Here is a 23,803-nt window from a genome sequence, read left to right as displayed (position 1 = left end):
CGCCGCCGACGCCTCCGTCCCAACCGATGGTGAGACAGGTTGCCCTTACCAGCTGCCGACTTTGAGAAATTCCTGAGAATTGCTAAGGTTTCTCCCGAACCCCCCGGATCGCAGTTACCTGGAGCAGAACTTGAAGACGTGGAGCACCCCGGAAGACCCTCGCAGGGCAGCAGTGGCCGACCCCGTCGAACCCGGAACCATTGAACCCGAGGTAGTGCTGGAGCCCGCAGCCAAGACCGCTCGCGGCCTACACCGCGCGAAGCTGGGCAGGGGTGCTGTAGGGGCGGTGCTGGCTGGGATCCTGGCCGCGGGTTCTTTGTTCGGCTACTCCTTCTCCCAGCGCGGCGCTTCCGAGGACCTCTCGTCGGAGAACGTGGCCGTCGACGCCGCCATTCCGGCTGCCGCCGCCGACGCAGCGGCCAAGGGCTTCGCAGACCGCACCCAGGATGCCTCCCGCAACGCCGTCCGCGACGGCCTCACCGTCGCCGTCGCAGGCGAGGCGGCCAAGCAGCGCGAAGCCGCCCTCGACGCCGTCGCCGAGGAAGCCAACGACACCCTCACCGAAGCCGCCCGCACCGAGCGTGACGCCCAGATGGACGCAGACCTCAAACTCGTCCAGCAGCAGGCCGCGCAGCTGAAGAAGGAAGCCGAGGAGGCCGCCCGCCGCCTCGAGGAAGCCCGCAAGGCCGCCCTCGCCAAGTCCGCCACCGTCGGCATCGACCCGGACAGCCTCAGCGCCGACGACGTCGCCGCCGCCACCACCAAGGGCGGCTCGATGCCGGTCAAGTCCGGCTACCGTGTCGGCGCCGGCTTCGGCGCCACCGGCTCCTGGTCGCGCTACCACACCGGACAGGACTTCCCCGCCCCCAGCGGCACCAAGATCTACGCAGCCGCCTCCGGGATCGTGCTCTCCCCCACCTCCGGATCCTGGGCCGGCATCAACGTCGTCATCCAGCACAACAATGGCGGGGCCACGCTGTACGCCCACATGTCCAAGCGCGTCGTCAAGCCCGGCCAGGCAGTCAAGGCCGGCCAGCTCATCGGCTACGTCGGCAACACCGGACGCTCCTTCGGGTCCCACCTGCACTTCGAGTACTACAAGCCCGGCGTCACCCCCGGCGACGTCTACAGCGCCTCCAACCCCATCAGCTTCCTCCGTAGCCTCGGCGTCCGCTGAGGGTTGCCCGGAGGAACCGTTGGGCTGAGCTCGTCCAACCGTTGTACTGAGCCTGCCGCACTGCGCGCCCCAGCGTCCCGGATCGGCGGCCAGGACGGCTCGCCGTCTCGATTTGGTAATGACGAAGATTGTGTGCGAATCTTTGGCCAGTAGCCTGAAGATTCCTCAGGATTGCTGGTGTTCTCCCGGACCCGCCGTCGTTACCTGGAGCCGAGCTTGAAGCCGACGCACGACCCGAACAGCCCTCGCCGGGCGGCAGCAGCCGACCCCCTCCCACCCGAGGTCGAGGTGCTCCTGGGCAGTTCCCGCCGGGCAGCGCGCCGTCGCGACGAAGGCCGGTTCGGCAGGGGTGCTGTAGGGGCGGTGCTGGCTGGGATCCTGGCCGCGGGTTCGTTGTTCGGCTACTCCTTCTCCCAGCGCGGCGCTTCCGAGGACCTCTCGTCGGAGAACGTGGCCGTCGACGCCGCCATTCCGGCTGCCGCCGCCGACGCAGCGGCCAAGGGCTTCGCAGACCGCACCCGGGATGCCTCCCGCAACGCCGTCCGCGACGGCCTCATCGTCGCCGTCGCAGGCGAGGCGGCCAAGCAGCGCGAAGCCGCCCTCGACGCCGTCGCCGAGGAAGCCAACGACACCCTCACCGAAGCCGCCCGCACCGAGCGTGACGCCCAGATGGACGCAGACCTCAAACTCGTCCAGCAGCAGGCCGCGCAGCTGAAGAAGGAAGCCGAGGAGGCCGCCCGCCGCCTCGAGGAAGCCCGCAAGGCCGCCCTCGCCAAGTCCGCCACCGTCGGCATCGACCCGGACAGCCTCAGCGCCGACGACGTCGCCGCCGCCACCACCAAGGGCGGCTCGATGCCGGTCAAGTCCGGCTACCGTGTCGGCGCCGGCTTCGGCGCCACCGGCTCCTGGTCGCGCTACCACACCGGACAGGACTTCCCCGCCCCCAGCGGCACCAAGATCTACGCAGCCGCCTCCGGGATCGTGCTCTCCCCCACCTCCGGATCCTGGGCCGGCATCAACGTCGTCATCCAGCACAGCGACGGGTCCACGCTGTACGCCCACATGTCCAAGCGCGTCGTCAAGCCCGGCCAGGCCGTCAAGGCCGGCCAGCTCATCGGCTACGTCGGCAACACCGGTAACTCGTACGGCCCACACCTGCACTTCGAGTACTACAAGCCCGGCGTCACCCCTGGTGACGTCTACAGCGCCTCCAACCCCATCAGCTTCCTCCGCGGCCTCGGCGTCATCTGAGCCCCCTCGCCTGCCCGGGAGGGCAGCAGCCCCAGGCGATGTTCGGGGTGGTGCAGCCCCTACAGCTTCTCCATCGGAGCGTGCTTGAGGCTCAGTCGCTTGGTGCCCGACGAGCCGAAGTCGACGTCGGCCTTGGTGTTCTCCCCGCTGGGATAGACCGCGACCACCTCACCCATGCCGAACATGGCGTGCAGCACCCTGTCCCCCACCGTGACGGAGGGCACCGTCTTGATCGGGGCGGAACCGCTCCCGAAGCTGGCCATGGCGTTCGAGGTCTGCCTGTTGCGCGTTGCCGACGTGGCCGCCCAGCTCGTGATCGCGTCTCCCGTGCGCTGCCAGTCGAGGACATGCGACGGAATCTCCTTTATGAATCGCGACTCCGGAGCGTACTGGGGCGAACCGAAGACCGTCCTGACCGCGGACCGGGTGAGGTAGAGCCGCTTGCGGGCACGGGTGATTCCCACGTAGGCCAGTCGCCGTTCCTCCTCCAGCTCGTCGTTGTCGGAGAAGGCGCGCTGGTGCGGGAAGATCCCCTCCTCCAGGCCGGTGAGGAAGACGGTGTCGAACTCGAGTCCCTTGGCCGTGTGCAGGGTCATCAACGTGACCACCCCCAGCCCCTCGTCGGCGTCGGGCACCTGGTCGGAGTCCGCCACCAGCGCGATCCGCTCCAGGAACGCGGGGAGCGAGTCGTCGGGCTCCGGCATGCCGGCTGCCAGGGACGAGACCTCCGCCTCATCCAGGTCGACGGTGTTGGCCGCCGCGACGAACTCAGCAGCGACGCTCACCAACTCGTCGAGGTTCTCCAGCCGGGTCTCGTCCTGCGGGTCCGTGGAGGCGCGCAGCTCGGGCACGTAACCCGAGGCCAGCAGGATGGAGGTGAGGACTTCGTCGGCTGGTTTCCCCTCCGCCACCTGCGCCCGGTGCAGGTTGATCACGTCGACGAAGCCCTGGATCTGCTTGGCCGAACGCGTCGCGAGCCCCGGAGCCTCATGGGAGCGTTGCAGGGCGTCGAAGAACGTGAGCCGCTCCGCCGTCGCCAGGGCGGCGATGGCAGCCTCGGCCCGGTCCCCGATACCGCGCTTGGGGACGTTCAGGATCCGGCGGACCGACACGTCGTCCGCGGGGTTCACGATCGCGCGCAGGTAGGCGATGGCGTCCCGGATCTCACGACGCTCGTAGAACCGCACGCCTCCCACCACCTTGTACGGCAGCCCGACGCGGATGAATACCTCCTCCAGCGCTCGCGACTGTGAGTTGGTGCGGTAGAACACGGCCGTGTCGCCATAGCGGCTGTGCCCGGCGTCGCCGAGACGGTCGATCTCGCCGGCGACGAACTGGGCCTCGTCGTGCTCGGTGTCGGCAACGTAGCCGACGATCAGCTCCCCGTCCCCGAGTTCCGACCAGAGGTGCTTCTCGCGCCTGCCCTGGTTGCGCGAGATCACCGAGTTCGCCGCCGTCAGCACGTTCTGACTGGATCGGTAGTTCTGGTCCAGCACGATCGTGGTGGCGCCCGGGAAGTCGGACTCGAAGTCAAGGATGTTGCGGATGGTCGCGCCCCTGAAGGCGTAGATGGACTGGTCGGAATCGCCCACGACCATCAGCTCGGCGGGTTCCACCATCGGAGTGCCCTCGACGGTGCTGGCGGTCTCCTCGCCGCACAGCTGGCGGATGAACTCGTACTGGGCGTGATTGGTGTCCTGGTACTCATCGACGAGGACGTGGCGGAACCGCCGACGGTACTTCTCCCGGACGTCGGGGAAGGCCCGAAGCAGGCTCACTGTGGTCAGGATCAGGTCGTCGAAGTCAAGAGCGTTGGCGGCCGCAAGCCGCGTCTGGTACTCCCGGTAGGCCTCTGCGTGCTTGCGCTGCCGTGGCCCTGCTGCTTCCCCGAGCGCCGTCTCGAAATCCACCAGTTCGTTCTTGAAGTTGCTCACCTGGTTCAGGACCCCCCGCACCGGGTACTGCTTGGGGTCCAGTTCCAGGTCCCTGCAGACCAGCGACATCAGCCTCTTGGCGTCGGTGTCGTCGTAGATGGAGAAGCTCTTGGAGATGCCGAACCTGTCGATGTCGGCCCTCAGGATCCGGACGCAGGCTGAGTGGAACGTGGAGACCCACATCAGCTTGGCCCTGTTGCCGACCAGGTCCATCACGCGATGGCGCATCTCCGAGGCCGCCTTGTTGGTGAACGTGATGGCGAGGATGGAGCCCGGGTGCACTCCGCGCTGGCTGACCAGATGGGCGATGCGACGGGTCAGCACCCGGGTCTTTCCCGATCCTGCCCCCGCCACCACCAGCACCGGTGAGCCGGCATGCAGCACCGCCTGACGCTGCGGCGGATTGAGGCCCTCCAGAAGTTCCTCCTCCGCCACTTTCCGTTTCGGGGCGGAGTCCTCCACCGGGCGCGACTTCTCCCTCGCCTTGGGGGGCGAGTCGGGCTGGAAGACGGCGTAGAGGTCGGGGAAAAGGGAGTCAGACATGTCGTCGAACAAGACTACCGGGGGTTTGGATAGGCTTCGGTCCATGAGGCGGGCGATTCAGACACTCCGACGGGCCCTGCCCTGGGTGGCAGTGACGCTGCTGCTGACGCAGCTGGCGGCCATGATCACCCTCACCGTGATGGAGAGCCTGCGCCGCAAGCACCGCAAACTGCGCCGCTTTCCCCACACCTCGCCCAAACCGCTGGCGGTCGGCGAGAACGAGGTGACCGTCTACACCTTCGGCAAGGACCTCTACGCCGACATGCTGAAGGCGATCGACGAGGCTAGCGACGTCATCCACTTCGAGACCTACATCTGGAAGGGCGACACCACGGGCCAGGCGTTCAAGCAGGCCCTTATCAACGCCGCGAACCGGGGCGTTGAGGTCAACGTCATCTGGGACGACTTCGCCAACCTCGTGGTCCCGAGGGCGTTCTTCCGCATGCCGGACAACATCCGCGTCGTACGGCACCCTGCGGTGCCTGTCCCCTGGTCCCCCAGGAAGTGGGGGCGCGACCACCGCAAGCTGCTCGTGGTGGACCGGAAACTGGGTTTCGTCGGTGGCTACAACATCGGCACCCTCTACGCCACGGGATGGCGCGACACCCACGCGCGCGTCGTCGGTCCGGCGGTAGCCGAGTTCGAGAACGCCTTCGTGGACTTCTGGAACGACCACGTCGCCCGCGGGAAGCAGCCATTGTTGTCCAACAACATGCCGCGGCAGTGGCACAGCGAGCTGACGCTGCACCGCAACACCCCCCGCATCCAGGTGTACCCGATCCGCAACATGTACCTGGAGGCGATCGACAGGGCCAGCGACCGCATCTGGCTCACCCACGCCTACCTGATCCCCGACGACGACCTCGTGGCCGCGCTGCGGCACGCCGCCCAGCGCGGAGTTGATGTGCGCATCATCGTGCCGGCGAAGTCCAACCACACCGTCGCCGACTGGCTCTCGCGGGGCTTCTACACCGACCTGCTCCGCTCCGGCATCCGGCTTTTCCTCTACCAGGCGGCCATGGTGCACTCCAAGACCGCGACGATCGACGGGACCTGGGCCACCATCGGAACCGCCAACCTGGACCGACTGAGCCTCCTGGGCAACTACGAGGTCAACCTCGAGATCCTCGACGACGACGTCGCAGCCCACATGGAGGATGTGTTCCGGGTGGACCTGTCCAACACCATCGAGATGACCCTCGACGAGTGGCACAAGCGCTCGTTCGGCGCGAAGGCCACCGAATTGCTGCTGAGCCCCTGGCGTCCCCTGTTCTGAGGACTCACCAGAAGACGGCGATCCCGGCGTTCAGCAACGTGAGGGCGAAGACGGACCAGTAGGCGTTGCCGGGGAGACGGTCCCGCTTGCCGTTGATCACCACCAGGACGAGGATCACGACCAGCACCAGACTCTTCACGGCAATCTTGAAGTGGTTGACCTCCCCGTCCCCCATCTCAAGGAACCCCACCAGGAGCAGTCCCGTGACTGCCTGGGTGAGGGCGCCGTGGAACATCGCGGCATTGATGACCCGGTCAGAGCCCTTCAGCTGGACGAAGGCGCCGCCGAACAAGGCGGCGAAGCCCACGAAGTGCAGCAGCAGGACTAGTTTCGCGACGATTTCCATGACTCGGAGGCTATCGGGTCAGGCTCGGTACCGACCAATCGCAAGGGCTCCCTCCAGCCCCTCACAACGGCTCCTGGGAGGTATGTGGCCCCAAGGCGTTCACTCTGGGCTTGATGGCGAATATCCGCCACGCGGGCGAAAAGCGCACGCGTGAACCCCAACTGGTGCATGCTAGAAGCATGTTGTGGACACTGATTATCTGGATCATCGTCGGCCTTATCGCAGGCGCCATCGCCAAAGCGATCATGCCAGGAACGCAAGGTGGTGGCTGGCTGGCCACCATCATCCTCGGAATTGTCGGTGCCTTCGTCGGTGGCCTTCTCGGCTCACTCATCTTCGAGGGAGAGCTTGATTTCGGGGCTCCTGAACTCTCCATCGGTGGCATCATCACCGCCGTCATCGGCGCCCTGATCGTGCTCGCCATCTACGGCATGGTCACCAAGCGCCGCGCCGTCTAGGTCAACTCCTACTACGCAACGAGGGGCCCCGCACTTCGCGGGGCCCCTCGTTGGTTTGTTGGCGGATCAGACCAGGTGTCGGTCAGTTGCCCACTTCGTCAATTGATGACGGTTGCTGAGCTGCAACTTGCGCAGGACGCTCGAGACGTGGGTCTCCACGGTCTTGATGGAGATGAACAGCTCCCTGGCGACTTCCTTGTACGAGTAACCCCTCGCGATGAGTTTCAGGACTTCGCGCTCGCGAGCGCTCAGGCGGTCGAGCTCCTCGTCGATGGAGGAGATGTCGACGGCGCCGGAGAAGGCGTCGAGCACGAAGCCCGCCAGCCGCGGCGAGAAAACCGCATCCCCGGAAGCCACGCGCTGCATACCCTCGACCAGTTCCTCCGACGAGATCGACTTGGTGACGTAGCCCCGCGCCCCGGCACGAATGACGCCGATGACGTCCTCTGCCGCATCGGAGACAGACAGGGCGAGGAACTTCACGTCCGGCTCCGTCTTGCCCACCTGCTTGATGACCTCGGCCCCGCCTCCGCCCGGCAGGTGGACGTCCAGCAGCACCACGTCGGGCTTGGTCTCCGTGATGGCCTTCACTGCGGTGGCGACGTCCTCCCCTTCGCCCACGATCTGGCACAGCGAGCCGATCTCGTGACGGACTCCGGCCCGGAACATGGCGTGGTCGTCCACCAGGACCACCCGCAACTCACTCAGGGGTTTGTGTTCTCCCGGCTGCGCCTGGGGTTCCTCGCTCATCGAATCATCTCCAGCTTGACCTCGGTCCCCTCACCCGGGGCGGTGCGCACCCGCGCGGTGCCCCCACTGCGTTCCATGCGGGCACGAATTGATTCTTTCACGCCCTGACGGTCCGGGCGAACCTTTTCCGGGTCGAACCCCTTGCCCCGGTCCCGGATGAACACCTCGACCCGCTCCGGCTCCACCTCGGCATAGACGTCGATGCGCTCGGCCCCGGAGTGCTTGCCCGCGTTCGTGACCGCCTCCCGCGTGGCGAGGACGATGGGTTCGAGCGCGTCGTCGAGTTCTGCGTCGCCGACGCAAACAACCTCGACAGCAATGGGAAAGACCGTCTCCGCGTCGAGCCGGATCTGCTCCAGCGCGCCCTTGAGGGTCTGCGAGCGAGCCGGCTCGCCGTAGAGCCAGGTCCGCAGCTCGCGCTCCTGCCGACGCGCCAGGGAAGCGACGGTGGCCGCGTCTCCGGATTGGCGCTGGATGAGTGCCAGGGTCTGAAGGACGGAGTCGTGGAGGTGGGCCGCCATGTCCGAGCGGGCTTCAGCCCGCAACCGCTTCTGCTCCTCTATGCGGATCCGCTGACGCATCCGGTACAGCCATGGGGCCGCGACGATGAGGAGGCCGCCCAGCAGGGCGGCTGACGCGCCCAGCACGGTAGGCAACTCCGCCAGTCCGATCTGCGAGGCGAGGATCCAGCTGCTTCCGAGTCCGACGAGGAGCAGCCCGCCCACCAGCCGTGCGATGCTGGCCGCGCCGGAACCGCGTGTCAGCCGCCGCCACAGTCCTCCGTCCGTGCCGGCCGGGACCGCATTGCTCGACCTGTCTGCCTGCAGCCACAGGATGACCACACCGATGCCTGCGACCAGAAGGGGCCAGAAGTAGCCGGCGGGGATGAACAGCCCGCCACTTACGAGGACCCAGAGGATGCCGGCCACCACGAACCCGACCGACATCACAATGCCGGGGTCGATCGGCGCGGCGTGGCGTTGGGGCCGCATGCCACGCCGGGTCGCGCTCTCAAGGCCGGCAGCCTCCGCGGGCAGCCCAGCGGGAACCAGAATCCACATCAGCGCGTACAACGCCACACCCAGACCATCGAGGAAGGCGAGCAGCACGAAGGCCGCCCTCACCCAGCCGACCTGGACACCGAGGTGCGCGGCGAGTCCCGTCGCGACGCCTGCGATGGCCTTTCGCGACGTGTCCCGTCGAAGCAGTGGGGTCCGGGGCGCGGGTGGGCGCCGGACCGGTGTCGGGGTAGTCATCTCCACCCCAGATTGGCACGCGCGCGCAAGAATTGGCAGTCCTGTCCCCCTGGTTCAGGGCTGTTGGGCCACGAGTTCAGGGTTGCACTCAGGGCCTGTCCCTATGGCGGGACGCGTCGGTGGGGGCGAGAATCGACTCATGAGCACCGTCGTCGACCTCGGCACGCTGGACCATCGTCTCGGCGACCTCCAGCGCCCCGCGGGCACCACCCTCACAAGCGGGTTGTGCCGCGCGGTGGCTGCCCGCCTGGGCGTCGATCCACTGGTCATCCGCCTTGCGGTCATCGGCCTGGTCTTCGCCGCAGGGCTCGGACTGGTGCTGTACGCCTGGGGCACCCTCCTGACTCCAAGGGTCGGCAAAGTGGCACCCATTCGCCGGTTCGTGCCCGCCTTCGAGCGCTGGTCGGCAAAGACTCAGGTGCTCGTCGTCATCATCAGCAGCCTCACCGTCGTCATCAGCTCTGCGGCGCAGGGAAACGTGTCGCTGTTCCCTGCGGTGCTGGTCGTGGTGCTGATACTGGTCCTGCGTCGCCGCGGACCCAGCTCCTACACCGACCCCGGCCAGCGGGCATGGGCTCCCCCCGCCATGCCGAACGAGCCCGGCCCCGCGGGGGCGGCACGCAGCATAGAGCAGTGGCGTTCCCGACTCGCCGCCTACGCCACGATCCGCAACACCCCAAGTGACCCGCTGCCCGTCGTTGACCTGTACGGACCGGAACCGGAAGCTCCCGTGGCACCCCCGCGGCGGTCGCTGGCGAAGGTGTCCTGGTTGGGGGCCCTCGCAATCGCCGTGATCAGCCTCGCAGCGGCAGGGTCAACAGTCATGTTCGGGCTCACGCCCACCTGGCTGTGGGCGCTGGCCGTCGGCACCGGGACGGCCGGCGTGGCCATGGTGCTGTGGTCGCTGCTGGTGCGCTCACGCCGCCTCCCGACGCTGATCCTCGTCCTTGCCCTTGGCGCTGGTGCCGTGGCCAGCGGCGCGGTGCTGCAACTGACGGCGCCGGCCCATGAGGTGATCGACGTCCCCGCGTCCGAGGCGTCCGTGGACTACGAGTTCGTGGCCCAGGGCAACGGTGTCGTCGACCTCACCGACCTGCCCCTGGACGCGACCACGATCATCAACGTCGACGCCACCTTCTCGAACGTCTCCGTGATCCTGCCCGCAGAGCCGGCGGTCCTCACACAGAACGCCGAAGCGGGCAACATCGAGATCGTCTCACCCTCCGGCAGATACGCGACCGGGGAACGGCCCCGCAGCGCGGCGACGGTGCACATCACCGCCGTGATGAGCAACGTGACCGTGGAGTACGTCTCATGACCAAGCGTCCGCGCCTCGACGTCGCCACTCTCATCACGGGCCTCGCGCTCACCGGTTTTGCGATCCTCAGTCTCGTGGTCGCCACCGGCCACACCCTCGTCCAGCCCGCCTCGATCTGGTTCGCCCTCGTGCTGCTGGGCTCCGGCATCGTCGGGTTGGTGGTCTCCCTGGCCCGAGGACCGGAAGAGCCCTGACGAACAACCCACCCAGTACCAAGCAACCAGTACCAACCAAATGGAGGAAACGAAATGAACCTCGACCGAAGGGACTCAGGAATGAAGCTGCAGAGGATTGACCAGGGGAAGTGGATCGCCGGTGTGGCGACCGGACTCTCCGCGAAGCTCGGGATCGACGTCACGATCGTGCGAATCGCATTCGCAGCGGTCTCGCTGCTCTGGGGCGGGGGTGTCCTGCTCTACGTGGTGCTGTGGATGATCATGCCTCGCCCAACCGGCGGCACCGTCGCCGAGGAGAGCATCTCCAAGGCGCAGCGTTGGTACGAGGAGAACCAGCGCAACAAGAACAACGGAGGCGGAAGCGGCGACGGCGGCTACCACATCTGAACCGTGATCAGGCCCCCGGTCACCCGAGGGTGGGAGTCACTCCCACTCGATGGTGCCCGGGGGCTTGCTGGTGATGTCCAGCACCACCCGGTTCACTTCGGGGCACTCGTTGGTGATGCGTGTCGAGATGCGTTCCAGCACTTCGTAGGGCAGCTTCGCCCAGTCTGCGGTCATCGCGTCGTCGGAGACCACGGGACGCAGCACGATGGGGTGGCCATAGGTGCGTCCGTCGCCCTGCACGCCCACCGAGCGCACGTCTGCCAGCAGCACCACGGGGAACTGCCAGATGTCACGCTCGAGCCGCGCCTCGGCCAGTTCGTGACGGGCGATGGCGTCGGCCCTGCGCAGGATCTCGAGCCGTTCGGCAGTGACCTCTCCAACGATCCGGATTCCCAGCCCCGGCCCGGGGAAGGGGTGACGCCACACCATGGCCTCCGGCAACCCCAGCTGAGCACCCACCGCGCGGACCTCGTCCTTGAACATGGTTCGGAGAGGTTCGATCAGCGTGAACTGGAGGTCCTCGGGGAGGCCACCCACGTTGTGGTGGCTCTTGATGTTCGCGGTTCCGGAACCGCCACCGGACTCCACCACGTCCGGGTAGAGCGTCCCCTGCACCAGGAAGTCGATGCCCCGCTCCCCAGCCAGTTCCGCGGCGGTGGCCTCGAAGGTGCGGATGAACTCGCGCCCGATGATCTTGCGCTTCTCCTCCGGGTCCGTGACGCCAGCCAGGGCGCCGATGAACCGGTCCCGCTCGTCGGCGACGACGAGATCCACGCCGGTGGCGCGGACGAAGTCACCCTTGACCTGCTCCGCCTCCCCCTCGCGGAGCAGACCGTGGTCCACGAAGACGCAGGTCAGCTGTGAACCGATGGCTTCCTGCACGAGCGCCGCGGCGACGGCGGAGTCGACGCCCCCCGAGAGCGCACACAGCACTCGCCGGTCACCCACGGTCTGCCTGATCTCCTCGATGGACTCGGCCACGATGTTCGCTGGCGTCCAGTCCGGACTCAGCCCTGCCAGCGTGAACAGGAAGTGCTCCAGCACCTGCTGGCCCCATTGGGACTGCACGACCTCCGGGTGCCACTGGACGCCGGCAAGCTTCCGGTCCCGGTTCTCGAAAGCCGCGACAGGAGCGCCCGCAGTGCGAGCCAGCACCTTGAACCCCTCCGGGGCGCGGGAGACCGAGTCACCATGGCTCATCCAGACGTTCAGGGTGTTCGGCAGGCTGGCCAGGAGACAGCCGCTGTTCTGGATGGACAGCGACGTGCGTCCGTACTCCCGCTGGCCGGTCTTGGCCACGGAGCCACCCAGCGCCTTGGCCATGGCCTGGAAGCCGTAGCAGATGCCGAGCACGGGGATGCCCGCCTCCAGGAGGGCGGGATCCAGTTGGGGGGCCCCGTCTGCGTAGACCGACGCAGGGCCTCCGGAAAGTATGATCGCGGCAGGCTTGCGCGCGAGGATCTCCTCGGTGGTGGCGTCGGAGTGGACGATCTCGGAATACACCGAGGCCTCCCGGACGCGGCGCGCGATCAGCTGCGCGTACTGGGCCCCGTAGTCGACGACGAGGACCAAGTCATGCTGGGCAATCATGTCAGCGAGTCTAGGGCTTCGCCGTCGGGGCCGGAAAATCGGTGAAGCTCGGCGCGAACGACGGAATAATCCAGTGATCCACTATGTTCTGCAGACATGACCATCTACTCGGACGTAACGGCCCTCATCGGCCGCACCCCCCTCGTCAAGATCAACCGAATCGCCGGAGACAACGCGACCGTCCTGGCAAAGCTCGAGTTCTACAACCCGGCCAACTCGGTCAAGGACCGCATCGGCGTCGCCATCGTAGAGGCCGCCGAGGCCTCGGGCGAACTCCAGCCCGGCGGCACCATCGTCGAGGCCACCAGTGGCAACACGGGCATTGCGCTGGCCATGGTGGGGGCGGCGAAGGGGTACAAGGTCGTCCTGACCATGCCCGAGACGATGTCAAAGGAACGACGTGCACTCCTGCGCGCCTTCGGCGCCGAACTCGTCCTCACCCCGGGCCCGCTGGGCATGAAGGGCGCCGTCGAGAAGGCCAATGAGATCGCCGCCGAGCGGGGCGCGGTGCTCGCCCGCCAGTTCGCCAACCCGGCCAACGTCGAGATCCACCGCCGCACCACCGCCGAGGAGATCTGGAACGACACTGATGGCGGCGTTGACATCGTGGTCGCCGGCATCGGCACCGGTGGCACCATCACGGGCGTCGGCCAGGTCCTCAAGGAGCGCAAGCCGGAGGTCAAGATGATCGCTGTGGAGCCCGAGGAGTCCGCGATCCTCTCCGGCAACCAGCCCGGCCCCCACAAGATCCAGGGCATCGGCGCCAACTTCATCCCGGAGATCCTGGACCGTTCCATCATCGACGAGGTCCTCCCGCGCAACATCGACCAGTCCATCGAGTTCGCACGCAAGGCAGCCACCGAAGAGGGCCTGCTGGTGGGCATCTCCTCCGGCGCCGCCCTCTCGGCCGCAGCCGTCGTGGCCGCTCGCCCGGAGAACGCCGGCAAGAACATCGTCGTGATCATCCCCTCCTTCGGTGAGCGCTACCTGTCCACCGTGCTCTTCGAAGGGCTCATCGACCAGTGACGCTCCTCGGTCGCCTCAAGCTTGTCGCCTCCCGGATGTCGGAAGACCTCGACGCAGCCATGCGCGAGGACCCGGCCGCGCGCAGCAAGCTTGAGGTGGCTGTTGCGTATCCGGGCGTCCATGCAATCTGGATCCACAGGATCTCGCATGCACTGTGGAGCAGGTCGACGGCGCTGCAGCCACCTGCGCGCATCCTGAGCCAGTTCGCTCGCTTCCTCACCGGCATCGAGATCCACCCCGGGGCCGTGATCGGCCGCCGGTTCTTCATCGACCATGGGATGGGCGTAGTGATCGGCGAGACGGCGGTCGTCGGCGACGACGTCCTCATGTACCACCAGGTGACGCTGGGGGGCCGGGCGCGAGGCCGCTTCAAGCGTCACCCCACGATCGGCGACCGGGTCCTCATCGGAGCCGGCGCAAAGATCATCGGCAACATCCACGTCGGTGACGACGCCAAGATCGGCGCCAACGCCCTCGTGGTCAAGGACGTCGCGCCGAAGGCCGTCATCGTCGGGATCCCCAGCACCATCCATGAGGGCGACGTAATCGCCTGACAAGCGCTGAAACAGTGGTGCGGCGCTCCCAGAGGGGACGCCGCACCACTGGTCTCTGAACCAGGCTCCTCAGGCGGCAGGCCGACCCCCCAGGTAGAGCTCTCCCAGCTTCGGATCCGCCAGCAGTTCCGCGGCTGGGCCGCTGATGTGGACCCTGCCGAGGTCCAGCACCAGGCCGATGTCGGCGATCTCCAGCGCCCTCCGGGCGTTCTGCTCCACCACCAGGACTGCCGTGCCCGCGTCGCGCATCCGCACGATCTGGTCGAAGATCACGCCAGTGGCCTTCGGGTCCAGCCCCATCGACGGTTCGTCCAGCAGGATGACCTTGGGATCCACCATCAGCGAGCGGGCGAACTCCACCTGTTTCTGCTGACCTCCCGAGAGGGCGCCCGCCAGGGCCGTCCAGCGGTCGGCGACCAGCGGGAACAGGCTCTTGACGTACTCGAGCCGCTCGTTCACGAACTTCTGGTCGCGCACGGTGAAGGCGCCGAGCTGGACGTTCTCCCCCACCGTCATCTCACGGAACACGCTGTGACCCTGTACGACGTGGGAGAGACCGCTCGCGAGCATCTGCTGTGGTCCCTGTCCGGTGACGTCCTCGCCGTCGACAAGGATCCTTCCCGACCGGGGGACGAGCATTCCCGAAGCGACCTTCAGGACTGTCGACTTGCCGGCGCCGTTGGGGCCGACCAGGCACACGATCTTCGAGGCCGGCACCTGGACGGTGAGGCCGCGCAGCACGAGTGCTGCCCGGCCGTAACCGGCCTGGATGTCGTTCATCTCCAACAAGTATTCAGACACCAAGGTAGGCCTCCAGAACGGCATGGTCGTTGCGTACCGCATCCGGGGCTCCGGCTGCGATGGGTGCGCCCCTGTCGAGGACGATGACGTGGTCACTGAGCGACATGACGAGTTCCATGTTGTGCTCGACGACGATGAAGGTCCGCCCTTCGGCGTTCAGCTCGCGGATCAGGACGGCGATTCGTTCGATCAGCGACGGGTTGACGCCACCGGCGGGCTCGTCGAGCATGATCGTCTCCGGGTCGGTCATGAGGACGCCGGCCAGTTCGAGCAGCTTCTGCTGGCCGTAGGAGATGTCGCGCGCCTCGGAGTTCTCCAGATGGTCGATGCCCACCCGGGTCAGCAGATCCCTGGCCTTGTCCAGATCAGCAGGTTTGCGGCCCGAGGTGATGAAGTCCTTGAACCCCTTGGGCCTGACACCGGCGAGCACGTTGTCGAGGACGGTCATCCGGGGGAAGATCCGGCACAGCTGGAAGCTGCGGCCCATGCCCGCGGAGGCCACCTGGTTGGCGGACTTCCCGGTGATCTCGTGGCCCCGGTAGAACACCGTTCCCGCGTCGGGCTTGATCATCCCGGTGACGCAGTTGAAGAAGGTCGTCTTCCCGGAACCGTTGGGCCCGATGAGGGCGTTGATCTTCCCGTGGAGGAAGTCCACGGAGGCTCCGTCCACGGCGTGGACACCTCCGTAGGACTTCCTGAGGTCGCGAACGGAGAGTCCAATCTCTCCGCCGGGGTCCACGGCCACTTGCGACGTTTGTCGGGTTTCGGTCATCGGGCACCTCCGGACGTGGTCGTGTCAACACCGGAGAGCTCCGATGAGTCCTGCGCGGCCTGTGACCTGCGGCGCTCGGCGAGCTCCTCCGCCGTTTCCTCGCGGATGGACGTGGCGGTTGGCCGCAGCCTGTTCAGTTGCTGGGCGACGGTGGGGATCACTCCTTCGGGCATCACGAGCACGACGATCACCAGGAGCAGCCCGAGGGCGACCAGGTGGAACTGGGTGTCCCCGTACTGGGCCTTGAAGAACTCCAGCCCGACTCCCACCACGATTGCCCCCAGCACGGGCCCGAACAGAGACCTGATGCCGCCCAGCAGCGACATCAGGACCATGTAGGAACCGATGAGGATCGAGAACTGGAAGATGGGGTCAAGGAATCCGAACCACAGCGCATACAGGCCACCGGCGACTGCGGTGAAGAACGCGGAGATGACGTAGACGCCGAGCTTGTAGGCGAACGTGGCGATGCCGAGGCTTTGAGCCTTGTCCTCGTCCTCCCGGATGGCGCGCAGCCCGGCGCCGAAGCGGGACCGGTCGATGGCCCACCACAGCGCCAGCATCACCACGAGCAGTGCGATGTGGAGGTAGTAGAACAACACGTGCTGTTCGGGCCGCAGGACTTCAGGACCGAACGGACGCGGCACACGAAGCCCGTTGGAGCCGCCGGTCACCGACGACCAACTCTGGAAGACCAGCAACAGGATGAGCACCAGGGCGATGGACACGATGACATAGGAGGCGCCGCGGACGCGCAGCGACGCGAACCCGATCGGGATCGAGAGGACGGCCACCCCGAGGGCGCCGATCAGGAGCGCCAGCCAGGGGTGCACGTCGAGGCGGAGCATGAGCAGCGCCGTGGCATAGCCGCCCAGGCCGGTGTAGCTGGCATGCCCCAGGGACATGTAGCCGGTGAAGCCGCCGGAGAAGTTCCAGCCCGTGGCGAAGCAGGCGTAGCTCATCACCACGACCGCGACGGACATGATGAACGAGTTGACCCCCAGCAGGGGGAAGCCGAGGAGCGCCACCGCGAGCAGCACGACGAGCCCGATCCTGCCGAAGCGGAAGGTGTTGTCGATCCGGTTGGTCGCCGTCGGGGCAACAGTGGTGTCAGAATCGCTGCGCAAGACGACCTCCGAAGAATCCGTGGGGCCGGAAGACCAGGGTTACGAACAGCACGGCGTAGAACACCGTCTGGGCCCAGGTGGTTCCGAGGGGGATCTGCAGCAGGGACTGCGTGATGCCCAGGATCATGGCGGCGATCGCCGCCCCCGGAATGCTGCCCAGGCCGCCCACGACGATGATGGCCATGAGCGGGCCGATCCAGTGCCAGTGGAGCGACGGGTAGATCGTCGCATCCAGCGACAGTGCCGTCCCCCCGACTGCGGCGGTGGCCAGGCCCAGACCGAAGCCGAAGCCAGCAGCACGTTTGGTGTTGATCCCGACGAGTTCCGCCGCCTCCTTGTGCTGGATGGTCGCCCGCAGGGCGCGACCGAACCGGGTGTAGCGCATGATCACGAACAGCAGGGTCAGCGCCAGCGCCGCCAGGATGAAGGCGATGAGCTTCACCGTCGCGATCCGGGCGCCGAAGACCTCGAAACTGGAGGACGCATACGACAACGGGATCCTGCGCTGGGTGCCGGTGAAGACGAAGCCCAGCAGGCCTTCGATCGTCAGCGCGATGCCGAAGGTCAGCAGGACCGACATCATCGTCAACGTCGCGGGCTTCAGCCGGGAGAGCAGGAAGCGTTGCAGTCCCCACCCGACGAAGAAGAACAGTGGGACGGTGATCAGCAGGGAGATCAGGGGATCAAGCCCGGTGGCCGTCTTGAACCACCACGCCAGGTAGGCCGCGAGGATCAGGAAGGCTGAGTGGGCAAGCATGACCACCCTCATGACCCCGAAGTACAACGTCAGGCCGGCGGCAAGCAGCGCGTACAGGCCGCCGAGCAGGATCCCAAGGAACAAGCTCTGGACGAGGAGCGCCATCACCACTCCGGCTTGGGGTAGACGAACTCTGCCTCGGCTGCGTCCTCGGGCAGGACGATCTTGATCTCGCCGTCGACGTACTGCTGGATCAGGTGCGCCGACTGGGGACGGCCTTCGGCGTCCCAGCTCAGGGGACCGACGACGGTGTTCACCTCGTTGCCATGCAGCCAGTCGATGAGCTGCCCCTGGCACTCCGGGTCGGGGCTGGCGCAGCCGACGGCCTCAACGGCAGCCGCCACGACCTCGCCCGTGGTCCAGGCGTTGGCCTCGTCCTCCGACGGCGGATTGCCGTTCTGTTCGGTGTAGAACTCGACGAACTCCTGGTTCTCCGGGTAGGGGGCTTCGGTGGTGTACCCGGTCGGGGAGAGGATCCCCTCGACGGCGTCGCCGAACGTCACCTTGAACTCGGGGTTCGTGGGCGCGGTGGAGAAGGCAGCCAGCTTGGGCTGGTAGTTGAGTTGCTGCAGGGAGATGATCAGGTTGACGGCGTCCTGGTACTGCGAACCGCCCACGACAATGTCGGCGTTGCTCGAGGCGATTTGGGCCGCGATCGAGGAGAAGTCGGTGGTGTTGGGAGGGTAGACCTCGTCGACGACGATCTCCACTCCCATCTCGGCAAGGCGGTCGCGCAGGCCGTAGGCCGTGCCCTGTGCGAACGGGTCGTCCATGGAGGCGATCGCCGCTGTTTCGGGACGCTCACCCTCAGGCAGGGACTCAAGGTAGACGGCCAAGTTGTTGTAGTGGTCCTGCGCGATTGCGGGAGCCGCATAGAACAGGTTGTCGAAGCCCTGCTCGAAGACCTCCGCAGCGGCGCCGGCCGGCTCGACGAAGAGGAAGCCGTAGTCCTGGGCGACCTGCGCCGCAGGAACCACCAGGCGGGTCGAGAACGGCCCGAACACCAGGTCCACGCCGTCCTCATTGATCAGCTTCTCGTAGTCCGAGGCAACCCGGTCGGCATTCGACTGGTCGTCCAGGATCAGGAGTTCGACGTTGCGGCCGAGGAGGCCGCCATTCTGGTTGACGTATTCGGCCCAAGCCTCGTAACCCCGCTGTACACCCTTGCCGGGCTCCGAGAAGTCCCCAGGATCCGGGAGATCGCCGAGGAGCTGGGCTACATCGTGAACCAGCAGGCGCGCTCGCTGGCGTCAGGCTCCTCCAACACCGTCGGCCTGCTGGTCCACGAGATCGGCGACCCGTACTTCTCCGAGATCGCGAGCGGTGTCATGACGGAGGCGGCACGTCTCGGGGTGTCGGTCCACCTGGCCCACGCCGGCCGCGACCCGGAGGCGGAGATCGTCCAGGCAAAGCTCCTCATCGCCAGCGGCGTCAGTTCCATCATCGTCGCGGGCTCGGGTCTCACCGATCCGGACTACCTGGACGAACTGGGAGGCGTCCTGCGGCGCTTCCAACAGCGCGGTGGCACGGTCTCGCTGATCGGACGTCACAACTTCAACGCAGCGAGCGTCCGCCCGGACAACGTCGCGGGCGGGAGGGCCGTCACCAACCACCTGCTCGACCTGGGCCATGTGCGTCTGGGGCTGATCCGCGGGAATCGGGAGCTCACCGCCATCGTTGACCGCCTGGAGGGCATAGAGGCTGCGCTCGCGGACCGCAGCCTGAAACTCGCGGACCTTCCGGTGTACCGGGCGCCGTTCCATCGCGAGGGCGGCTCGGACGCGACCCTGGCACTGATGCGGGACCACCCCGAGGTGACCGCCATCCTGGCCCTCAACGACGCGATGGCCGTCGGGGCGCTCTCCGCGCTGAAGTCTCTCGGGATCTCGATACCCGCCGAGGTCTCGGTGGCGGGCTTCAACGACATCTCGGTTGCCCGGGACCTGTCCCCGAGCCTGACGACGGTGAGGTTCGACCTGGGTGCGCTCGGCTCGACCGCCCTGCGCAACGCGCTCAGCGGAGAACCCGCCAGCGAGACCTGGCTCTCCCACGAGCTGTGCGTACGGGAGTCGACGGCGGTCCCGCGCGCCTGAGGCTGCCGGTCACTCCCCCTGTTCGCGGGCGATCTGCTCGTGGTGTCGGACCACCTCGGCAACGATGAAGTTCAGGAACTTCTCGGCCAGTTCGGGGTCCAGCTCGGCCTCGACGGCGAGGGCCCGGAGCCGACGGATCTGCTGCGCCTCGCGCTCCGGGTCCGCTGGGGGCAGCCCCGCGGCAGCCTTCAGCCTTCCCACGCGCTGGGTGATCTTGAAACGCTCCGCCAGCAGGTGGACCAGAGCCGAGTCCATGTTGTCGATGCTGCCGCGCAGTTCGGCCAGCGCCTCGCGAGCCTGGTTCTGGTCCATGCTCAGTGCAGGATCAGGTCGATGCGCTGGAAGGACTTCACGTCGGTGTACCCGGTGAGCGCCATGGCCTTGCGCAGGCCGCCCACCAGGTTCATGGTCCCGTCGGGGACGTGGGAAGGCCCGTTGACGACCTCCTCGAAGGAACCCACCTGGTCGAAGAAGACCCGCTCACCGCGCGGCAGGGTCTCGTGCCAGGCCTCCGGGCCCCAGTGCCAGCCGCGGCCCGGTGCCTCCGTGGCACGCGCCAGCGGGGAGCCCACCATCACGGCGTCGGCACCGCAGGCGATTGCCTTGGCGATGTCGCCGGAGCGCCCGACGGCGCCGTCGGCAACGAGGTGGACGTAGCGGCCACCGGATTCCTCCAGGTAGTCACGCCTTGCCTCGGCGACGTCGGCGACCGCTGAGGCCATCGGGACCTCGATACCGAGGACCGAGCGTGTGGTGTGGGTCGCTCCCCCGCCGAAGCCGACGAGCACGCCGGCGGCACCGGCTCGCATCAGGTGCAGGGCCATGCGGTAGGTGGCGCAGCCGCCGACCAGCACCGGGGTGTCCAGCCGGTAGATGAAATCCTTCAGGTTCAGTGGGTTCTCCGCGCCGTCGACGTGCTCGGCCGACACGGTGGTGCCGCGAATCACGAAGAAGTCCATGGCGGAACGCTGGATCACGTCGGCGAACTGCTCTGTGCGAGCCGGCGACAGCGCCCCGGCCACCGGAACGCCCGCCTCGCGGATCTCGGCCAAGCGGGCTTCGATGAGCTCAGCCTTCACCGGTTCGGCGTAGATCTGCTGCATGCGCTTGGTGGCCGTGACCTGGTCCATCGTGGCGGTCAGCTGCTCGTACTGGCTGGTCGGGTCCTCATAGCGGGTCCACAGACCCTCCAGGTTCAGCACCCCGAGGCCGCCGAGCTGCCCCATCCTGATGGCGGTGGCGGGCGACATGACCGAGTCCATCGGAGCCGCCACGAGCGGGGCCTCGAAGGTCACGGCGTCGATGGTCCAGGAGAGGTCGACCTCCGCCTCGCCACGGGTGCGCCTGGCCGGCGCGATGGCCACGTCGTCGAAGGCGTAGGCGCGGCTGGCGCGCTTGCTGCGTCCAAGCTCGTACATGGATCGTGTCTCCTAGTTGTGCGCCCAGTAGTTGGGCGCCTCGGCAGTGAGCTGAATGTCGTGCGGATGGGATTCTCGCAGACCTGCCGAGGTGATGCGCACGAACCGACCCCTTTCCTGCAGTTCGGGCACGGTGCGGGCGCCGGAGTAGAACATGGCCTGCCGCACGCCACCCACGAGTTGGTAGGCGACTGCCGAGAGCGGACCCCGGTAGGCCACCTGGCCCTCGATGCCCTCGGGGATCAGCTTGTCGTCACTGGAGACGTCGCCCTGGAAGTAGCGGTCCTTGGAGTAGGACGCCTTCCGCCCGCGGGCGGCCATGGCACCGAGCGAGCCCATGCCCCGGTAGGACTTGAACTGCTTGCCGTTGATGAACACCAGGTCTCCCGGGCTCTCGTCGCAACCGGCCAGGAGGGAGCCGAGCATCACCGAGGAGGCGCCGGCGACCAACGCCTTGGCGATGTCGCCGGAGTACTGGAGTCCGCCGTCGCCGATCAACGGGACGCCGGCGGGCTTGCAGGCGCGGGCGGCGTCGTAGATTGCCGTGACCTGCGGAACGCCGACGCCAGCCACTACGCGGGTGGTGCAGATCGAACCGGGACCCACACCAACCTTGACGCCGTCGGCGCCGGCCTCGACGATGGCGCGCGCCCCTTCGTAGGTGGCGACGTTGCCGCCGATGATGTCGACCTCGCTGGCCAGTGGCTCAGCCTTCAACCGGCGGATCATGTCCACTACACCGCGGCTGTGGCCATGGGCGGTGTCGACGATGATGGCGTCCACACCCTCCTCCACGAGCGCCATGGCCCGCTCCCAGGAGTCACCGAAGAAGCCGATGGCGGCGCCGACGCGCAGCCGTCCGGAGGAGTCCTTGGTGGCGTTGGGGTACTGGTCTGCCTTGACGAAGTCCTTCAGGGTGATGAGGCCCTTCAGCTTCCCGTCCGGGTCCACGATGGGGAGCTTCTCGATCTTGTGCTTGGCCAGCAGCGAGATCGCGTCGGCGTTGGAGATGCCCTCGGGAGCGGTGACCAGGGGCATCCTGGTCATCACCTCGGCGACGCGGCGTCCGCCGTCGTTCTCGAAGCGCAGGTCTCGGTTGGTGATGATGCCGACGAGCGAGCCCTGCTCGTCGACGACGGGGACGCCGGAGATCCGGTAGCTGGCACAAAGTTCGTCCACCTCGCGCAACGTGGCGTCGGGGCCGATGGTGATCGGCTCGGTGACCATGCCCGCCTCCGAACGCTTCACCTGGTCCACCATGTGGGCCTGGTCCTCGATCGAGAGGTTGCGGTGCAGGATCCCCATGCCGCCCTCACGTGCCATGGCGATGGCCATGCGGGTCTCCGTGACCGTGTCCATGGCGGCACTGACGAGCGGGATGCTGAGTGTGATCCGCTTGCTGAACTGGGTCTGGGTCAGAGCCTCGGACGGGATGACGTCGGATTCGTTCGGCTGGAGGAGGACGTCATCGAAGGTGAGCCCGAGAGCCTCGAAAGGGCCTGGGACACCGGAGCCAGTGAGCGCGGACAAAATAGGGGTCTCCTCCCGGTCGGACAGGACAGAAGTCTACCTCCGGCCCAGGGGCCCGCCCGACCATGCTCGCCACGGGCGAAACCTTCCACAGCGACTTCGCGATGTCCCTTGCGCCACAAGGTACTGATCAGGTACCTTGTGATACATGGCAGCAACACAGGCAGTCACCCAACTCCGCAGAGGAGTCCTCGAGTACTGCGTCCTGGCTCTCCTCCGCAACGATGAGCGCTACGGCTACGATCTGGTGACCGAGCTCTCGGAGGCAGGCCTGCTGGCCAGCGAGGGCACCATCTACCCCCTCCTGAGCCGGCTGCGCAAGGATGGTCTGGTCCAGACCAGTTGGGCGGAGTCGCCCGCCGGACCCCCCCGTCGCTACTACTCCCTCTCATCGGCCGGGCACCACGCGCTGGCCGAGTTCCACCAGTCCTGGGACGAGTTCAAGCGTTCCGTGGACCACATCCTGACAGGAAGGCAAGGATGATGATGACCGCACTCGCGCACCCCTTGGTCACCGACTACCTGATGCGACTCCGCCACGAAGCGGGCAGGCTCCCACGCGAGCAGGCCGACGAGCTGCTCGCCGACATCCAGGCACACCTGGTCGATGCTCTGGACGACCAGCCCGGCGACTCGCAGGTCCGGCAGGTCCTGGACCGGCTCGGCTCGCCGTCGGAACTGGTGGACGCGGCCGGCGGCACCGCCTCCGGGGTTCCCCCGGTCACCACCGACGGCAACGGTGTCAGGGAGACTGCTGCGGCGCTGCTGCTCGTGGGGTCGGGGCTGATCTTCCCCGCTTGGTTCCTCTCGGTGCCGATGTGGCTCGCGGGCATGTTCTTCCTGACCACCGCCCCGCGCTGGAACTCGCGGGAGAAGCTTCTGGGCGGCCTGTCGTGGGGAACCATGCCGCTGTTCACCATCGGCATGGCGCTCTCCGGGCTCGTGGCGTTCCGCACCTCCTCCTGCGAGGGCGTGGGGTGCTCGCCCGCCGACGAGGGCATGCCCGTCATCGGGATCATCCTGCTCATCGCGGCCGTCGCGTACCTGGCGTTCGTGGTCTGGGCCACCATCCGGCTGGCACGCGCGGCGCGGAGGCGTCCGACGGGCATCTGACCACTCGGAGTGCGCGGACGCGCCGGAGTGGACCCGGTGCTTGTTACATTCCGCTGGTCCTCCCCTCCCCGGGGAGGACCACGCCCGTGGTTGCGCCGCTGCAATTGAGGCATGACGCAACGCCTCACGGGCGTGCGGAACCCGACGCAA

General features: G+C 67.1%; 25 protein-coding genes. 12 read left to right on the top strand and 13 right to left on the bottom strand.

Features of this window, described 5'->3' with window-relative positions; all coding sequences use genetic code 11:
- The first annotated feature begins 130 nt into the window (after window positions 1–130).
- Window positions 131–1,177 (top strand): M23 family metallopeptidase, encoded by a 1,047-nt coding sequence (locus LKO27_RS02555; RefSeq protein ID WP_227735324.1) that lies wholly within the window; start codon window positions 131–133, stop codon window positions 1,175–1,177.
- 177 nt (window positions 1,178–1,354) lie between these two features.
- Window positions 1,355–2,428 carry a M23 family metallopeptidase gene (locus LKO27_RS15470; RefSeq protein WP_227735323.1) on the top strand — a complete coding sequence of 358 codons (1,074 nt, stop codon included), beginning with the start codon at window positions 1,355–1,357 and terminating at the stop codon, window positions 2,426–2,428.
- 59 nt (window positions 2,429–2,487) lie between these two features.
- Here LKO27_RS15470 and pcrA read toward each other — a convergent pair whose 3' ends face one another.
- Window positions 2,488–4,905 (bottom strand): DNA helicase PcrA, encoded by a 2,418-nt coding sequence (gene pcrA / locus LKO27_RS02545; RefSeq protein ID WP_227735322.1) that lies wholly within the window; start codon window positions 4,903–4,905, stop codon window positions 2,488–2,490.
- A 43-nt stretch (window positions 4,906–4,948) separates the two neighbouring features.
- Between pcrA and LKO27_RS02540 the strand changes: the two genes are divergently transcribed.
- The gene (locus LKO27_RS02540) at window positions 4,949–6,181 is read left to right on the top strand and encodes a phosphatidylserine/phosphatidylglycerophosphate/cardiolipin synthase family protein (protein ID WP_227735321.1); all 1,233 of its coding nucleotides are present in this window, start codon (window positions 4,949–4,951) and stop codon (window positions 6,179–6,181) included.
- Window positions 6,182–6,185: 4 nt separating this feature from the next.
- On the opposite strand, the gene LKO27_RS02535 is transcribed toward LKO27_RS02540, so the two are convergent.
- Window positions 6,186–6,527 (bottom strand): hypothetical protein, encoded by a 342-nt coding sequence (locus tag LKO27_RS02535; protein ID WP_227735320.1) that lies wholly within the window; start codon window positions 6,525–6,527, stop codon window positions 6,186–6,188.
- 179 nt (window positions 6,528–6,706) lie between these two features.
- Between LKO27_RS02535 and LKO27_RS02530 the strand changes: the two genes are divergently transcribed.
- Window positions 6,707–6,985: a GlsB/YeaQ/YmgE family stress response membrane protein gene (locus tag LKO27_RS02530; RefSeq protein ID WP_227737190.1), complete on the top strand. Its 279-nt coding sequence runs from the start codon at window positions 6,707–6,709 to the stop codon at window positions 6,983–6,985.
- A gap of 66 nt (window positions 6,986–7,051) precedes the next feature.
- On the opposite strand, the gene LKO27_RS02525 is transcribed toward LKO27_RS02530, so the two are convergent.
- Both LKO27_RS02525 and LKO27_RS02520 read right to left on the bottom strand, forming a co-directional pair.
- Window positions 7,052–7,735: a response regulator transcription factor gene (locus LKO27_RS02525; RefSeq protein ID WP_227735319.1), complete on the bottom strand. Its 684-nt coding sequence runs from the start codon at window positions 7,733–7,735 to the stop codon at window positions 7,052–7,054.
- Complete coding sequence (locus tag LKO27_RS02520) at window positions 7,732–8,991, bottom strand: PspC domain-containing protein (RefSeq protein WP_227735318.1); 1,260 nt, start codon at window positions 8,989–8,991, stop codon at window positions 7,732–7,734. Before LKO27_RS02520 ends, LKO27_RS02525 begins: the two co-directional genes overlap by 4 nt.
- 139 nt (window positions 8,992–9,130) lie before the next feature.
- Between LKO27_RS02520 and LKO27_RS02515 the strand changes: the two genes are divergently transcribed.
- The 3 genes from LKO27_RS02515 (at window position 9,131) to LKO27_RS02505 (ending at window position 10,872) form a co-directional block, all read left to right on the top strand.
- Complete coding sequence (locus tag LKO27_RS02515) at window positions 9,131–10,309, top strand: PspC domain-containing protein (RefSeq protein WP_227735317.1); 1,179 nt, start codon at window positions 9,131–9,133, stop codon at window positions 10,307–10,309.
- Window positions 10,306–10,503, top strand: a complete 198-nt coding sequence (locus tag LKO27_RS02510; RefSeq protein ID WP_227735316.1) for a hypothetical protein — start codon at window positions 10,306–10,308, stop codon at window positions 10,501–10,503. Before LKO27_RS02515 ends, LKO27_RS02510 begins: the two co-directional genes overlap by 4 nt.
- Window positions 10,504–10,584: 81 nt before the next feature.
- Complete coding sequence (locus LKO27_RS02505) at window positions 10,585–10,872, top strand: PspC domain-containing protein (RefSeq protein ID WP_227735315.1); 288 nt, start codon at window positions 10,585–10,587, stop codon at window positions 10,870–10,872.
- Window positions 10,873–10,908: 36 nt separating this feature from the next.
- Here LKO27_RS02505 and guaA read toward each other — a convergent pair whose 3' ends face one another.
- The gene (gene guaA, locus LKO27_RS02500) at window positions 10,909–12,462 is read right to left on the bottom strand and encodes a glutamine-hydrolyzing GMP synthase (RefSeq protein WP_227735314.1); all 1,554 of its coding nucleotides are present in this window, start codon (window positions 12,460–12,462) and stop codon (window positions 10,909–10,911) included.
- 96 nt (window positions 12,463–12,558) lie between these two features.
- Between guaA and cysK the strand changes: the two genes are divergently transcribed.
- Complete coding sequence (gene cysK / locus LKO27_RS02495) at window positions 12,559–13,488, top strand: cysteine synthase A (RefSeq protein ID WP_227735313.1); 930 nt, start codon at window positions 12,559–12,561, stop codon at window positions 13,486–13,488.
- Between the two features lie 35 nt (window positions 13,489–13,523).
- Window positions 13,524–14,042 carry a serine O-acetyltransferase EpsC gene (gene epsC, locus LKO27_RS02490; protein ID WP_227737189.1) on the top strand — a complete coding sequence of 173 codons (519 nt, stop codon included), beginning with the start codon at window positions 13,524–13,526 and terminating at the stop codon, window positions 14,040–14,042.
- Between the two features lie 69 nt (window positions 14,043–14,111).
- Here epsC and LKO27_RS02485 read toward each other — a convergent pair whose 3' ends face one another.
- From LKO27_RS02485 to LKO27_RS02465, 5 genes are read right to left on the bottom strand one after another with little or no spacing between them, the layout of a single operon-like run.
- Complete coding sequence (locus LKO27_RS02485) at window positions 14,112–14,822, bottom strand: ABC transporter ATP-binding protein (RefSeq protein ID WP_227735312.1); 711 nt, start codon at window positions 14,820–14,822, stop codon at window positions 14,112–14,114.
- A 13-nt stretch (window positions 14,823–14,835) separates the two neighbouring features.
- Entirely contained in the window at window positions 14,836–15,615 is a 780-nt protein-coding gene (locus LKO27_RS02480) for an ABC transporter ATP-binding protein (RefSeq protein ID WP_227735311.1), read from the bottom strand.
- On the bottom strand, window positions 15,612–16,742 hold the full coding sequence (locus tag LKO27_RS02475) for a branched-chain amino acid ABC transporter permease (protein WP_227735310.1): 1,131 nt from the start codon (window positions 16,740–16,742) through the stop codon (window positions 15,612–15,614). The genes LKO27_RS02480 and LKO27_RS02475 overlap by 4 nt, the downstream gene beginning before the upstream one ends.
- Window positions 16,726–17,604, bottom strand: coding sequence for a branched-chain amino acid ABC transporter permease (locus LKO27_RS02470; RefSeq protein ID WP_227735309.1), 879 nt, complete (start codon window positions 17,602–17,604; stop codon window positions 16,726–16,728). Before LKO27_RS02470 ends, LKO27_RS02475 begins: the two co-directional genes overlap by 17 nt.
- Window positions 17,604–18,731: an amino acid ABC transporter substrate-binding protein gene (locus LKO27_RS02465; RefSeq protein WP_227737188.1), complete on the bottom strand. Its 1,128-nt coding sequence runs from the start codon at window positions 18,729–18,731 to the stop codon at window positions 17,604–17,606. Before LKO27_RS02465 ends, LKO27_RS02470 begins: the two co-directional genes overlap by 1 nt.
- Here LKO27_RS02465 and LKO27_RS02460 point away from each other — a divergent pair.
- Entirely contained in the window at window positions 18,723–19,592 is an 870-nt protein-coding gene (locus LKO27_RS02460; RefSeq protein WP_227735308.1) for a substrate-binding domain-containing protein, read from the top strand. The two genes, LKO27_RS02465 and LKO27_RS02460, sit on opposite strands and share 9 nt — an antisense overlap.
- A 9-nt stretch (window positions 19,593–19,601) precedes the next feature.
- Here the strand turns inward: LKO27_RS02460 and LKO27_RS02455 are convergent, their stop codons facing one another.
- The 3 genes from LKO27_RS02455 to guaB are packed head-to-tail and all read right to left on the bottom strand — an operon-like array spanning window position 19,602 to window position 22,540.
- Window positions 19,602–19,904, bottom strand: coding sequence for a chorismate mutase (locus tag LKO27_RS02455; RefSeq protein ID WP_227735307.1), 303 nt, complete (start codon window positions 19,902–19,904; stop codon window positions 19,602–19,604).
- 2 nt (window positions 19,905–19,906) lie between these two features.
- Window positions 19,907–21,010, bottom strand: a complete 1,104-nt coding sequence (locus LKO27_RS02450) for a GuaB3 family IMP dehydrogenase-related protein (RefSeq protein ID WP_227735306.1) — start codon at window positions 21,008–21,010, stop codon at window positions 19,907–19,909.
- Window positions 21,011–21,022: 12 nt separating this feature from the next.
- Window positions 21,023–22,540, bottom strand: a complete 1,518-nt coding sequence (guaB, locus tag LKO27_RS02445; RefSeq protein WP_227735305.1) for an IMP dehydrogenase — start codon at window positions 22,538–22,540, stop codon at window positions 21,023–21,025.
- Window positions 22,541–22,688: 148 nt separating this feature from the next.
- On the opposite strand from guaB, the gene LKO27_RS02440 reads away from it, so the two are divergent.
- Entirely contained in the window at window positions 22,689–23,024 is a 336-nt protein-coding gene (locus LKO27_RS02440; RefSeq protein ID WP_227735304.1) for a PadR family transcriptional regulator, read from the top strand.
- On the top strand, window positions 23,021–23,653 hold the full coding sequence (locus LKO27_RS02435; RefSeq protein WP_227735303.1) for a hypothetical protein: 633 nt from the start codon (window positions 23,021–23,023) through the stop codon (window positions 23,651–23,653). The genes LKO27_RS02440 and LKO27_RS02435 overlap by 4 nt, the downstream gene beginning before the upstream one ends.
- Window positions 23,654–23,803: the final 150 nt, after the last annotated feature.

It is taken from the genome of Tessaracoccus sp. OS52 (genome assembly GCF_020687685.1).
GTDB lineage: Bacteria > Actinomycetota > Actinomycetes > Propionibacteriales > Propionibacteriaceae > Arachnia.
This window is presented reverse-complemented; position numbering and strand designations above follow the sequence as displayed.

Bases quoted from the DNA above. Each gene is read 5' to 3' on its own strand.
- LKO27_RS02520 (WP_227735318.1), bottom strand. From the start codon at position 8,991: ATGACTACCCCGACACCGGTCCGGCGCCCACCCGCGCCCCGGACCCCA.
- LKO27_RS02450 (WP_227735306.1), bottom strand. From the start codon at position 21,010: ATGTACGAGCTTGGACGCAGCAAGCGCGCCAGCCGCGCCTACGCCTTC.
- LKO27_RS02535 (WP_227735320.1), bottom strand. From the start codon at position 6,527: ATGGAAATCGTCGCGAAACTAGTCCTGCTGCTGCACTTCGTGGGCTTC.
- LKO27_RS02505 (WP_227735315.1), top strand. From the start codon at position 10,585: ATGAAGCTGCAGAGGATTGACCAGGGGAAGTGGATCGCCGGTGTGGCG.
- guaA (WP_227735314.1), bottom strand. From the start codon at position 12,462: ATGATTGCCCAGCATGACTTGGTCCTCGTCGTCGACTACGGGGCCCAG.
- LKO27_RS02510 (WP_227735316.1), top strand. From the start codon at position 10,306: ATGACCAAGCGTCCGCGCCTCGACGTCGCCACTCTCATCACGGGCCTC.
- epsC (WP_227737189.1), top strand. From the start codon at position 13,524: ATGTCGGAAGACCTCGACGCAGCCATGCGCGAGGACCCGGCCGCGCGC.
- LKO27_RS02485 (WP_227735312.1), bottom strand. From the start codon at position 14,822: ATGAACGACATCCAGGCCGGTTACGGCCGGGCAGCACTCGTGCTGCGC.
- LKO27_RS02470 (WP_227735309.1), bottom strand. From the start codon at position 17,604: ATGGCGCTCCTCGTCCAGAGCTTGTTCCTTGGGATCCTGCTCGGCGGC.
- LKO27_RS02525 (WP_227735319.1), bottom strand. From the start codon at position 7,735: ATGAGCGAGGAACCCCAGGCGCAGCCGGGAGAACACAAACCCCTGAGT.
- LKO27_RS02480 (WP_227735311.1), bottom strand. From the start codon at position 15,615: ATGACCGAAACCCGACAAACGTCGCAAGTGGCCGTGGACCCCGGCGGA.
- cysK (WP_227735313.1), top strand. From the start codon at position 12,559: ATGACCATCTACTCGGACGTAACGGCCCTCATCGGCCGCACCCCCCTC.
- LKO27_RS02455 (WP_227735307.1), bottom strand. From the start codon at position 19,904: ATGGACCAGAACCAGGCTCGCGAGGCGCTGGCCGAACTGCGCGGCAGC.
- LKO27_RS02530 (WP_227737190.1), top strand. From the start codon at position 6,707: ATGTTGTGGACACTGATTATCTGGATCATCGTCGGCCTTATCGCAGGC.
- LKO27_RS02440 (WP_227735304.1), top strand. From the start codon at position 22,689: ATGGCAGCAACACAGGCAGTCACCCAACTCCGCAGAGGAGTCCTCGAG.
- LKO27_RS02515 (WP_227735317.1), top strand. From the start codon at position 9,131: ATGAGCACCGTCGTCGACCTCGGCACGCTGGACCATCGTCTCGGCGAC.
- LKO27_RS02540 (WP_227735321.1), top strand. From the start codon at position 4,949: ATGAGGCGGGCGATTCAGACACTCCGACGGGCCCTGCCCTGGGTGGCA.
- pcrA (WP_227735322.1), bottom strand. From the start codon at position 4,905: ATGTCTGACTCCCTTTTCCCCGACCTCTACGCCGTCTTCCAGCCCGAC.
- LKO27_RS02435 (WP_227735303.1), top strand. From the start codon at position 23,021: ATGATGATGACCGCACTCGCGCACCCCTTGGTCACCGACTACCTGATG.